Origin of the sequence: Massilia norwichensis, assembly GCF_024753245.1 — a bacterium.
In the GTDB taxonomy this organism is placed as follows: domain Bacteria; phylum Pseudomonadota; class Gammaproteobacteria; order Burkholderiales; family Burkholderiaceae_D; genus Telluria; species Telluria norwichensis.
This window is the reverse complement of record NZ_JANUGX010000044.1, coordinates 1-11,971: the sequence shown is the minus strand read 5'-3', so window position 1 is coordinate 11,971 and position 11,971 is coordinate 1. Positions and strand designations below refer to the sequence as shown.

The window sequence follows — 11,971 nt, the reverse complement described above, 5'->3', positions numbered from 1 at the left end:
GCGCGGCATGCATCGTTTGGCAAGATTTTTTGCTAAAAAGAATCAAATTCCTGGCAACACCGTTTCGTCGCGCGACGGGCCGTCCGGCATGCGCAGCAGGATGGCGGTGACGTTGTCCGGGTAGAAAAAGGCCGGCGGGTGCGCTTCATAGGCGCGCAGCAGAGTCGCCAGCATGCCGGCCGCATCCAGCCGGCCGCCCAGCAGTTGCGGCCACTGTCCCACCCAGCCGTAGGGGTCGGAGCAGGACCACAGGCCGTCGGTGGCCAGCAGATAGCTGGCACCTGGGCGCAAGGGGACGGCGCGGCGGTCGGGCAGGGCGCACAGCCAGGGCGGCAGGTTCAGCGGCGTCAGTTCGAACAGCGGATCGTTCAGCTGGGCCGGGTTGGCGAAGGCATTCCCGAGGATGAAGGCTTGCGAGACTTGCGGCCGGTGCTCGCCGTGCACCTGCTGCCACCATTCCTGCTCGCCCAGCAGCCCGCCCATCGCGAAGGCGGTGGCCGGCACGTGGTCGACGGTGAGCGGCGCCACGCGCTCGCGCGTGATCTCGTACAGGCGCGAATCGCCGACGTGGTACAGGATCGGGTCGCGCCCTGCCGGCAGCTCCAGCATGGTGAGGGTGGTGCCGGGCCGCGGACCGGTGCCGGCCAGCTGGGCGAAATGGCGCTGCAGCTCGGCGTGCAGCTGGTCCAGGCGGCGCGCCAGCTCGGCCGCCGAATCGCAGGGCGGGATCGCCAGCAGGCCGGCAGCCACGGCTTCCGCCGCTTCGCGTCCGTGCCCGTGGCCGCCCATCCCGTCCAGCACCGCGATGCGGCCATGGCCCTGGCGCCAGCGGGCCAGTTGGCGGCGCTGCGGCTGCTGGTCCTGCAGCCACACGGCCTGGCCGCCGCTGTCGATGATCAGCAGGTTGTCCTGGTTTTCTTCGCGCAGGCGCGGCCCGGCGCCCAGCCGCGATGCGGCCGCCACGTCGAGCGCGCCGAAGCGCAGGGAGGAAAGATTCAAAGCCTCGGTCGTCTGCATCCCCTTACTCTAACCGCAAATGACAAAAAGCCAAGCGACGATTAGCGGGCCTTTTCCCTTACACTAGTCACACCATGCACATCCGAGCGCTCACACCAGAGGACATCCCCGCCTGCGCCGCGCTGCTGCGCCGTGCCGCGCAAGACTTCATCCTGCACGAATCGACGCCCGAAGACGGCGCAGCCTTCCTGGCCGGCCAGGGCGAAGAAGCCATGCGCGGCTTCTTCGGGAAGGGCTTCGCGTATCACGGCGCCGAGGTCGACGGCGTGCTGGCCGGCTTCATCGCGGTGCGCGAGCGCAGCCACGTCTACAGCCTGTATGTCGACCGACAATTCCACCGGCGCGGCATTGCGCGCAGGCTGTGGGAGACGGCGCGCGACGCGGCGCTCGATAAAACCTTGGGGCCGGGCCATCCGGGCGCGTTCACCGTGAATGCCTCGAACCACGCCTTGCCCTTTTATGCCGCGCTGGGCTTCGTGCCTACCGCCCCGACCCGGGACGGCATCGTGCGCTACAACCCGATGCGCCTGGTGCTCACGCCTTCATTCGTCGACCCGGCGTAGCCACAGGCTGCTGGCCCAGCCTTCCACCAGGCGCCCCTTGTGACGGGCGCGGATCTGCAGCCAGTCGCCATCGACCGCGCCGGTGGGCGTGACCAGGGTCCCGGGCGGCAGCACCGCCAGGCGCGGGGCGCCCGTGGCTTTCCCGGCGCGCAGGTTGAGATCGTCGATGACGCGGTAGCGCGCCACGCCCGGCGCGTGCGCATGCGCGGGCGGTGGCGGCAGCGTCGCCAGCGGCAGCGCTTCGGCCAGCGGCGGCCGGCCGGGCATCAGGGCCGCGAACAGCACGCAGAACAGCAGGCCGAAGGCCAGCGTGCCGCCGCCGGCCAGCGCCAGGTTGCCGGCGGTCGGGCGCCGCCACCAGCGCCGCGGGCTCAGGCAACCGGCCAGCACCAGGGTCAGCGCCAGTCCCAGCACGTAGGCGGCCGCGGTCGCGGCAGGGGTCGGTGCGCTCATCGTCATCGCCATCGGCATCGCAGCTCAGGCGTCGAAACGCAGCACGTAATGGCCGGCCACCAGGTGGTGACCCGGCGGCAGCAGGTAGGGCTGCTCGGGCGTGGCGTCGCCGATCGCGGCCACGAAGCGCAGCCCTTCGTCGAGGTGGTACAGGGCCTGGGTCGCGCTGGCGCGGGCGATGCGATAACCGTCCGGCGCGGCTTCGAAGCTGAAGGCATTGCGCGACAGGCCGAGGCGGTCGGCGCTCGACGTCGCGGCGCCGCCTGCCTGCCGCAGAAAGCGCGGCGAATCGAGCACGCGCAGCGCGGCCAGCATCGGCGCGCCGCGTCCGAACAGGAAGCGCGCGCCCGGCGCCACCGGCATGACGGGGGCCTGCGGCAGGCGCAGCAGCGCGAGGTAGCGGTCCGTCATCTCCGGCGCGACGGCCAGCAGGTCGATCCGGGCGCCGTCGACGGGGCTGAAGGAACTGGGCGCCGCCACCGCTTCGCGGCCGGCGCCGGTGACCGCATGCAGGGTGTCGGCATCGTCGACGGCAAAGCCGAGCACCGCCTCCGCGCCCGGTGCGGACGGCAGCAGGGCGCGGTTCAGGCCGAGCTCCAGTGCCTGGGCGCCGGTTTCGCGGTAGCGCGACAGGCGCGGCAGGGCCAGCGCCGCCAGCGCCACCCGCTGGCGCGCCACCGGCGCATAGGTGGCATCGAGTTCCGCGCTGCCGGTGATCGGCGCCGGGGCTGGTCTGGCGGCCAGCGGCACTGCCGTCATGTCGGCCTCGATGGCCTGGCGCGGCTTCCACACCGCCGGACGTGCAGAGGGTGTCGCTGGTGTGCGCGCCGCAGCCGGGATCGGCGCCGAGATTTGAGCGGGGATGGGCGCGGCGGCGCGGGCCGGTGCCGCGGGGGGGGCGATGCTGCGTGTGCCCGGCGCCGGCGTGATGCGCAAGAGCAGGCGCAGCGGCGCCCCGCCGGCATCGACCCCGCCGCGGCGCGAGCGGATCGTGTAATAGCCCCCCGGCTGGTCCCAGCTGCACTCGAAGGCATCCTTGGGCCGCACCTGCACCTCGAGCGGCGCATCGGGACCGTCGTTGATCAGGAGGATCGCGCCTTCCGCGCCGAAGGGCCAGCCGGGCGCCACGTGGGTGGCTTCGTGTTCGTCGTGGCCGATCAGGGTCAGGCGCTGGTTCGGGTAGATCGGGCAGACCGTCTTCCACACCGCGCTGTCGCGCGACACGCTGACCGTGTACTGCACCTTCTCGCCCGGTGCCGGCAAATAGACTGCGTGGCCGAAGCGGACCTCGACCTCGCCCGGCGCCAGATCCTCCGCGCCGACCACGTGGTAGCGCACCTCGTCGCCTTTCAGGAGGTCGCCGAAGTCCTTCTGGTGCAGCGCCGCCAGGCCCTCGGCCAGGTCGCGCACGCGGGCGCCGCGCGTGAGGTGGCGGTCGTCGTCGACTTCTTCCTGCGGCAGCGCCAGCGTCACGTGCGAGAAGCAGCGGGTGGCGGCGCGCCCGCGCTGCTCGCGCGGCGCGCGTTCGAGCAGGTCGCGCAGCAGCGGACGGCGCGAGAACAGGGCCAGCCCGGGCGCCTGCCAGATCGCCTCGGGGCTGAACACATCGTTGATGCGGGCTAGGGTTTCGTGCTGCACGTAGACGGGCATGATTGGTTCTCCTTCATGGATGTTCGGTTTCGCTGGCGACGCCGACAGCTAACAGGGGGCAGATGAAAAACAGCAGATGCGAGCCGCCCGCCGACAGGAAGCTCATGGGCTGGCCCATCACCGGGAAGATCGCCAGGTTGGTGCCCCACGACAGCAGGAAGTGGCCGGCGACGAAGCCCGCGCCGCCGCACAGCAGGAAGCAGCGCCAGCGCCCCTGCCAGGCGAGGCGGAAGTCGCGCGCCGTAGCGGCGGCGAGCCAGCAGCGCACGGCCGTGTGCAGCAGTCCGGCCAGGAACAGCGCCTGCAGCACCCACAGCAGCAGAGCCGCGGCCAGGCCATGGCGGTACAGGAAGAAGGACGGTGCGAAGTCGTCCTGCACGGCCGGGATGCGCAAGGCCGCGCCGGCATCCTGGCCCAGCGCGGCCAGGCCGAAGACGTGGTCGGCGCCGAACCAGCCGCCGCCGGCGATGGCCTGCGCACCGAGCAGCAGCTGCTGGCCGGTGTGCGGATGCGAACCCGGATCGAGCCAGACCATGAAACGGTCGGCATAGAAGTGCCAGCGCGCGAATTCGGCGGGACCGGCGGCGCGCAGCAACACGATGCCGGCGACGGCTGCCAGCGCGGCGGCCAGCACCGCGGCCGTCAGCAGCCACCTGCCGCTGGCCAGCCCGAAGGCCAGGGTCATCGCCGCGCCCCAGACCGCAAACAGGATCAGCGGCGAGTAATCGTCGACCTGCACCAATGCCACCGCCAGCAGCACCAGGAACAGCAGGGCCGGCGCGCCCAGGCGCAGTACCCGCAACAGCAGGCCGCCGGGTGCGGGCTGGGCGCCGCTCGCCAGCGCCAGGCAGTGCGCGCTCAATGCAGCCAGGGCCAGCTTGGCGAATTCCACCGGCTGCAGGTCGAACACCCCGGTCTCGTCGCCGAACGCGACCTGCAGCAGCAGGAGCAGCAGGGCGATGCCGCTCACGAGCAGCAGGCCGAATTCCAGCCGCGCCTGCGCCAGCGGCCGCGCATCGCGCAGCGTCTGCGAGGCGCGCAGCAGGCCGATGGCACCGGCGCCGATCGCCAGCAGCGATGCGGTCTTGCCGGCATGGCGCAGCCAGGACGATTCCGGCGCACCCAGGCCGAGTTCGAGCTGGGACAGCAGGCCGATCGCCAGCAGCAGCACGGCGGCGCCGGCAGCCAGCGAACGCCCGCCTGCCAGCCACAGGCACCACAAGGCGGCCCACGCCACCAGCAGGTGGATGCCGATGCCGGCCGCGGCGCCGCTCTTCTGCCAATACAGCAGCACGACGCCGGCACCGCTCAGCAGCAGGGCGCCGATGCCGGCGGCGCTGCGCCCGCGCCCCAGACGGCGCCCGGCGCCGCTCAGCAGCAGGATACCGGCCGCCACCGCGACCAGGCCGCCCAGCAGCGCGAGCGCCGGCCAGCCCTGGTCCGGCAGCTGCCACAGCGTGCGCTGCGTCCACGACCAGCTGACGCCCTCGGGCAGGCGCAACTGGGCCTCGCGGTAGAGCGCGACGTGCGAGGTGGGCTGCAGGTGCAGCAGGTCGCCGTTGCGTTCGAGGAGCAGACGGGTGCGGCCCAGCTGCAGGGCGGTGGCGCCGTCGAGCTGTTCTTCACGTTCCGCCAGCAGTACCGAGGTTTGCGCGTCGCCGGCGCTCTGCAACAGCAGCGGCGCCTGGCGCGCGCCGGCCCCTTCGGCCAGCAGCATGCCCTCCGACGTCGAGCTGACGGTGGCGCCCGGCGCCGGGACGCCGGCGATGGCGATGCGGTTGCCGCAATCAAGGTTGCCACCGAAGACCAGCGGCCGGGCGACGCCGAGACGGGACGGCAGCCAGCGGTTCCAGACACCCACGGCACGTATCGCCAGCCGCGCGTCCGGGCAGTCGGGTTGGGGCAGGCCGCCGCGCAATAGGGTTGCGCCGTCGTAGCGCCAGTGGGTGTCGCCGCGCGTGAAGGCGATGCTGCCTGGGACGACCGCCTGGACATCGAAGCTGGAGGCGCCCAGCTGGAAGCGCTGTCCCTGGCCCAGCAGCACGCTGCCGCTGCGGCGGCGCTGCTCGCCGCGCTGGACCAGCAGCGGCGATGGGCCGGCGGCTGCCGCCCACCAGTTGCCGGCGCCGTCGCGGCGCAGCCGCAGCCGTGCGCCATCCGCCGGCGGCAGGCCGAGGGCGGCGCCGTCGAGCACCGTGTCCTTGCCGGCTGCCAGCGCGACCGCGACCCGGGCCGGCATCCAGGCAGCCGGCGCGCGCAGCAGGCATAGCAGCTGCAGGGCGCACAGCAGCAGGAGCAGGGCGGCGACCGGCATGCTGCCACCCCGGGAGCGGACTCGCGGCGCCGCGCCGGTCCCTGCTGCGCGCGGGCCGGTGTGGGACAGCGCGGCGCCGTTCATGCCGCGCTCCGCAGCGTGCCGACGGCGCAGGCGGCGCGCGCACGTTCGATCAGGCGGCTGATCTCGAGTGCGTGACGGGGCCGCTGCTCGGGACGCGGCGCCAGCAGCGCGCGCAGCAGGCCGAGCGCCTCTTCGCGGCCGGCGGCGCCGGACAGGCCGGCATGCTGCAGGTAGAGCGCGGCCTCGTCCGGCGCCAGGATGGCCGGCATGCCGCCCTGGTGCCGGGCGCGCAGCACCGCCGCGCCATCCTGGCCATGCTCGCGCCAGGCGCCCGCGCAGGCGCTGCAGAAGCGCAGCATGGCGCCGGTGACGACGTGGTAGAGCAGGGCGCCGAGCGCGAAGTAATCGCTGCGCGCATCGGTGAGGTAGCGGCCATCTTCACCAGGGAAGAATTGTTCCGGGGCTTGCCAGTTGGCGGTGCCGGCGTACGAGTGGGCGGCGCGATCGAGCAGGGGGCGGTTGGTGCCGAAGTCGGCCAGCTTCAGCGCGCCGTGGCGGTCGACCAGCAGATTCGACGGCTTCAGGTCGAGGTGGCGCCAGCCGTACTGGTGGACCTTGGCCAGCGCGCTGTTGATGTGCGCGGTCCAGGCCAGGGCCTGGGCGTAGGACGGGGCGTCGCCGTGCGCACGCCGCTGGTCGAGGTGGCGGGCGAGGTCGCCGTCGAGCAGCTCCAGCGCCATCGCTGGCTGCCCGAGGTGCTCGCCGCTGTCGAGCAGGCGCACGATGTGGCGCTGGTCCCAGGGCCGTAGCGCGCGCAGGAAGGCGATCTCCGCTTCCAGGCAGGCGGTCCAGCGGCTGCGCTGGGGCGGCAAGGCGCGCGCCATCTGCGCGGTGTTCACGAGCTTGAGAACGGCGGGCTGGCCGCCGGCAGCCGGCAGCGCATGCCACAGCACGCCATAACTGGAACTGGCCAGCGGTTCGCGCAGGCGCCAGGCGCCGGCCGTCAGGGTAATGATGTCGCCCGCTTCGAGCATGTGTCCTCCGATCGACGGCGGCACAGGCGCCGCCGTCACCGGCTAGCGGGGGGAGGTGGAAAATGCGGGCGAAAAAAAACCGCGCCGGAGCGCGGTTGTCTGCAGCGGGATCGAGAGCCGATCGAGAAACGATCAGCGATGGCGGTCCCAGCCGCCGCGGCCGCCACGGTCGTAGCCACGGTCGTGGTCGCCGTAGTAGCGGCCACCGCGGTCGTAATAGTGGCCACGGTCATAGTAAGGACGCGATTCCACATACACCGGACGCGGCTCGTAGTAGTAGCGCGGGCGCGATTCCACATACACGGCAGCCGGTGCAGGCTGGTAATAATTGCCCGAGTAGTAGTTGTTCGCGTAACCGTAGTTGCCGCGATCGCGGTAGTAATAGTCGTCGTTTGTGCGCACCGAATTACCCACTGCCGCGCCGATTGCCGCGCCGACCAGCGCACCATCGCGTCCTGCGGCGCTGCCACCGATCGCCGCGCCTGCCAGCGCGCCGATCACCGTATTCGCACCCCGGTCCTGAGCCATTGCCGTGGAGGACACGGCGGCCGCGGCCAGAAGTACCGCACCAAAGCATTTTTTGTTCAACATGGCTTTTTCCTTAGCCTCAACGGGGGATCAGGATGATCGCAGCAACGCCAGGCATGAACGTACTATAGTCCCCACCGGCGAGGCTGCCACGCGTTAATACAGATTCTTACACCTGCATCAGGGGACGTAACATTTCGCACGCGCAGTACTTGCAGTCGGTCGCGCCCGCCCCATCTAGCAGGAACTTCACTCATATAGACCTTCCATGGCGCGTCGACGTTCCTCTGTTTCCATCCTTGCCATCCTGGTGCTGGTGCACCTGTACATCGGCCTGCGCCTGCTGCCAGGCATGGAGCTCGGCCTGTTTGGCATGCTGCTTGGCATCCTCTTGCTGGCGCTGTCGGCCGTGCTGGTGCGCATCGGCCTGGTGGCGCCCAGCCTGCGCCGCAGCCGCTGGTCCGAACCGCTGACCTGGGCCGGCTTGCTGGCCATGGGTTTCTTTTCCTCGCTGCTGGTACTGACCTTCCTGCGCGACCTGGTCCTGCTGGCCCTCACGCTTGCCGGCGCCGGCGGCCCCGCCATCACCCACGACAGCGCGCTCGCCGTGCCGCTGCTGGCGCTGCTGGTCACGGCGATCGGCTTCATCAATGCGCGCCGCCTTGCGCGGGTCGTGAAAGTCGATGTGCCGATCGCCGGCCTGCCGCAGGAACTGGCCGGCTATGCGATCGCCCAGATCTCCGACATCCACGTCGGCCCGACCATCAAGCGCGCCTACCTGAATGCCATCGTTACCAAGGTCAATTCGCTCAAGCCCGATGCGATTGCCGTGACCGGCGACCTGGTCGACGGCAGCGTGCAGCGCCTGGCCATCCATACCGCCCCGCTGGGACGCCTGGCGGCGCCGGACGGCGTGTTCTTTGTGACCGGCAACCACGAATACTATTCCGGCGCCGAACAGTGGATCGCCGAAGTGCGCCGCCTGGGCCTGCGCGTGCTGCTCAACGAACACGTGATCCGCCGCCGCGGCCAGGCCGCGCTGATGATTGCCGGCGTGACCGACTATACGGCCCAGCATTTCAACCCGGCCCACAGGAGCGATCCGCGGCAGGCCGCGGCCGGCGCGCCCGAGGATGTGGCCGTGAAAGTCTTGCTGGCGCACCAGCCGCGCAGTGCGCCGGCCGCCGCCGATGCCGGCTTCGACCTGCAGCTGTCCGGGCACACGCACGGCGGCCAGTTCTTCCCCTGGAACTTCTTCGTGCCGCTGCAGCAGCCCTTCGTTGCCGGGCTGAACCGCGTGCGCTCGCTGTGGGTGTACACCAGCCGCGGCACCGGTTATTGGGGACCGCCGAAGCGCTTCGGTGCGCCATCGGAGATCACGCTGGTCCGCCTGGTTCCCGCTTGAGCTTCTAGCAACAATGTATTTACTGCAATAAAAATACCAAAAGCGGCGGCGATTGCGTTATCGTTTCTGCATTTCGACCCGAACCAAAGGACAAACGCATGCGCCGCCGTAACTGCCTTCCCACCTTGACTCTTGTCGCCGCCAGCCTGCTGGCCGGCCTCGCAACAGCGGCGACGCCCGGCAACGACCCGGCCGCGCTGGCCAAGGTGCGCGACACGGCCATGCAGAACGACTATCCCTACCAGCGCCTCGAAGACCTGACCGACCTGGTCGGCCCGCGCCTTTCCGGTTCCGCCGGCGCCGCCGCCGCCGTGACCCAGGTGGCCGACGAGCTGCGCAAACTGGGCGCCAAGGTCACCCTGCAGCCCGTCAAAGTGCCGCACTGGGTACGCGGCGTCGAGACCGGCGAAGTCGTCGACTACAGGGGCCGCCCCGCCGGCGTCACCCAGAAGGTCGTGCTGACAGCGCTCGGCGGCTCGGGCGCGACCCCGGCGGCCGGTATCACGGCCGAAGTCGTCGTCGTGCGCAGCTTCGACGAACTGAAGGCGCGCGCGGCCGAGGTGAAGGGCCGTATCGTGCTGTTCGACGTGCCCTTCGACCAGAACATGGCGGACCGCGGCCTGGCCGGCACCGCCTATGGCCAGGCCGTTGCCTTCCGCAGCGCCGGTCCGCGCATGGCGGCCGAGATGGGCGCATCGGCGGCACTGGTGCGCGCCGTCGGCGGCGCGGCCTACCGCATCGTCCATACCGGCGGCACCAATTTGCCGGCGGACAAGCGTATCCCGGCGGCGGCAATCACCATCGAGGATTCGATGCTGATCGCCCGGCTGTCCAAGCGCGGTCCGGTGCGCCTGCACCTGACCCTGACCCCGCAGACCCTGCCGGACGCCGACAGCTTCAACGTGATCGCCGACTGGCCTGGCACCGACAAGGCCGACGAGATCGTGCTGGTGTCCGGCCACCTCGATTCCTGGGACCTGGCGACCGGCGCCAACGACGATGCCTCGGGCGTGGTCAGCGCCATGGGCGTGATCGACACGCTGCGCAAGCTCGACTACCGTCCGCGCCGTACCATCCGCGTGGTGGCGTGGATGAACGAAGAGAACGGCGGCCGCGGCGGCAAGGGCTATGACGATGCCTACAAGTCGTTGGCCGAAAAGCATTTCGCCGCCTATGAAGACGACAACGGCTCGGGCCGCCCGTTCGGCCTGCGCGCCGGCATCGGCCTGCAGTCGGCCAAACTGATGGCGCAGCTGCAGGCTGCGCTGTATCCGATCGGTGCCGGTGCCTTCCGCCGCGAGGACGTGATCGCCGCGGGCGATCTGCACGATCTCGAAAAGTCGGGCGTACCGAGCTTCGAACCCTGGATCGACTCGGCCAACTACTTCAATTACCACCACACCCCGGCCGACACCTTCGACAAGGTCGACCCCGACAACCTGCGCCGGCACGCCGCCGTGATGGCGACGACGGCCTGGTTCCTCGCGAACATGGATCAAGAGATCGGCCGTTCGAACGTGGCGGCGCCTGCAGCCACTGCCGCCGCTAAATAAGAGGCTCGCAGCTTGCGGCAGCAGCTGGCTCAGCTGCTGCCGATGCGCCGCACCGCGCGTGCGTGGCCGCGGAAGGGGCGGCCGTACACGGTCTGGATGCCGCTGGCGAAGTTCTGTCCCCACACCAGCTGCGGCCGCGTATCGTGCTGTTCGTTGGACCAATACCAAACCCGGTCGAAGCGCTCGCGCAGGTTGGCGAACAGCAGGGCGAGTTCACGCCGCGTGGGCAGATCGCCTTCCTGTGAGCCCGCCCATTCGCGTGCCGTCGGCCAACTGACATCGGACACGTCGTCCGGCAGCAATACCAGGTGGTAGTCGGTCTCGCCGTCCTTGCCCAGGATGAGGCCGGCATAGGCTTCGCCTTCCTTGAGCATCTCTTGAATTCTTAAATATTCACCCATCGCCTTGTCTCCGCTTGTGTGCTTCGGTCTGTGTAGTAAGACCGTGTTCACGCAAGTCAGTTGCCGCGCGAAATACGACGTAGCTCATAACCTTGTGCGCACAAGCTGATCCGTGTTCGGCAGGGTGGTGTGCAATTGTTAAATCCACCTTTTTTGGCTGTACCTTTTGCCGATTCAAGGCGTGCAATTGTCGGTTTGTAAGTCCATGATTTTCAGTGTGAAATTTCTATAAATCCTTAATTGCAACGGTAAAACTTTTTTTTTGAAAAAAGATTGAACTTAGGAAGTTTCTTCAGCTCAAAGGGGTATCTTTAATTTTTGCTGCTAGGAACTTTCCAGATGAAAAAACTCGCTACCTTTGCTTCGGACTTCCGACTCAACGCTCTGCTGTGCTGCAGCGCCGCCGTTCTCCTGACCGCCTGCGGCGGCGGCATGACCGATAGCGCCCAGCAATCGCAAACCGCTGCCAGTGTCACCAGCAGCGCCGACCAGTCCGCTGCAAATGTTGCCGCCACGACGCCGAATGCTGCCGACGCTGCTGTTGCCGACGCCGCCGGCGCCCAAGCGGGCGAAGCTGCTGCTGCCAACTTCGAGATGAGCGGTTACGACAGCACCCCGGCATCGGCCGGCGCGACCGAGGCGCAAGCCCCGGCAGATGGCGCACCGCGCCTGCTGGCATCGATCTCGGCATCGGCCCCGACCGTGAGCGCCGTCACCACGACTCCGGCCACCACCTATAACTACTATGTCTCGCCGACCGGTTCGGACACCGCCGCCGGCACCAAGGCAGCACCGTTCAAGACCCTGGCCCGCGCAGCGAAGGCCGCCACCAAGCCCAGCACCACCGTCTGGGTGGCACCGGGCACCTACGCCGGCGGCATCAAGACCACCGCCAACGGTACCGCCAGCGGCCGTATCTACTGGGTCTCGACCACCAAGTGGGGCGCCAAGATCGTGCCGCCGTCGAGCTCGAGCAACAACAATGCCTGGGACAACCGCGGCAACTACGTCAGCATCATCGGCTTCGAT

General features: G+C 69.5%; 11 protein-coding genes. 4 read left to right on the top strand and 7 right to left on the bottom strand.

The features are described from left to right. Positions 1 to 42: 42 nt before the first annotated feature. Positions 43 to 1,017 carry a PP2C family protein-serine/threonine phosphatase gene (locus NX782_RS25020; RefSeq protein ID WP_258848217.1) on the bottom strand — a complete coding sequence of 325 codons (975 nt, stop codon included), beginning with the start codon at positions 1,015 to 1,017 and terminating at the stop codon, positions 43 to 45. A gap of 74 nt (positions 1,018 to 1,091) precedes the next feature. On the opposite strand from NX782_RS25020, the gene NX782_RS25015 reads away from it, so the two are divergent. After that, positions 1,092 to 1,580 (top strand): GNAT family N-acetyltransferase, encoded by a 489-nt coding sequence (locus NX782_RS25015; RefSeq protein WP_258848216.1) that lies wholly within the window; start codon positions 1,092 to 1,094, stop codon positions 1,578 to 1,580. On the opposite strand, the gene NX782_RS25010 is transcribed toward NX782_RS25015, so the two are convergent. From NX782_RS25010 to NX782_RS24990, 5 genes are all read right to left on the bottom strand, one after another. Then, the gene (locus tag NX782_RS25010; protein ID WP_258848215.1) at positions 1,560 to 2,033 is read right to left on the bottom strand and encodes an SH3 domain-containing protein; all 474 of its coding nucleotides are present in this window, start codon (positions 2,031 to 2,033) and stop codon (positions 1,560 to 1,562) included. The genes NX782_RS25015 and NX782_RS25010 overlap by 21 nt on opposite strands. A 24-nt stretch (positions 2,034 to 2,057) precedes the next feature. Next, the gene (locus tag NX782_RS25005) at positions 2,058 to 3,683 is read right to left on the bottom strand and encodes a hypothetical protein (RefSeq protein WP_258848214.1); all 1,626 of its coding nucleotides are present in this window, start codon (positions 3,681 to 3,683) and stop codon (positions 2,058 to 2,060) included. A gap of 13 nt (positions 3,684 to 3,696) precedes the next feature. Next, positions 3,697 to 6,081, bottom strand: coding sequence for an FtsW/RodA/SpoVE family cell cycle protein (locus tag NX782_RS25000; RefSeq protein ID WP_370661838.1), 2,385 nt, complete (start codon positions 6,079 to 6,081; stop codon positions 3,697 to 3,699). Next, on the bottom strand, positions 6,078 to 7,055 hold the full coding sequence (locus NX782_RS24995) for a protein kinase domain-containing protein (protein WP_258848213.1): 978 nt from the start codon (positions 7,053 to 7,055) through the stop codon (positions 6,078 to 6,080). The genes NX782_RS25000 and NX782_RS24995 overlap by 4 nt, the downstream gene beginning before the upstream one ends. A gap of 132 nt (positions 7,056 to 7,187) precedes the next feature. Beyond that, positions 7,188 to 7,646: a glycine zipper domain-containing protein gene (locus tag NX782_RS24990; RefSeq protein WP_379792674.1), complete on the bottom strand. Its 459-nt coding sequence runs from the start codon at positions 7,644 to 7,646 to the stop codon at positions 7,188 to 7,190. A gap of 205 nt (positions 7,647 to 7,851) precedes the next feature. Here NX782_RS24990 and NX782_RS24985 point away from each other — a divergent pair, with 205 nt between their 5' ends. Next, entirely contained in the window at positions 7,852 to 8,988 is a 1,137-nt protein-coding gene (locus tag NX782_RS24985; protein ID WP_258848211.1) for a metallophosphoesterase, read from the top strand. 98 nt (positions 8,989 to 9,086) lie between these two features. Then, on the top strand, positions 9,087 to 10,541 hold the full coding sequence (locus NX782_RS24980) for a M20/M25/M40 family metallo-hydrolase (RefSeq protein ID WP_258848210.1): 1,455 nt from the start codon (positions 9,087 to 9,089) through the stop codon (positions 10,539 to 10,541). Between the two features lie 29 nt (positions 10,542 to 10,570). On the opposite strand, the gene NX782_RS24975 is transcribed toward NX782_RS24980, so the two are convergent. Further along, on the bottom strand, positions 10,571 to 10,915 hold the full coding sequence (locus tag NX782_RS24975; RefSeq protein WP_258848209.1) for an Lcl C-terminal domain-containing protein: 345 nt from the start codon (positions 10,913 to 10,915) through the stop codon (positions 10,571 to 10,573). A gap of 366 nt (positions 10,916 to 11,281) precedes the next feature. Between NX782_RS24975 and NX782_RS24970 the strand changes: the two genes are divergently transcribed. Further along, on the top strand, positions 11,282 to 11,971 hold a 690-nt coding region (locus tag NX782_RS24970), incomplete at its 3' end, for a DUF1565 domain-containing protein (RefSeq protein ID WP_258848208.1).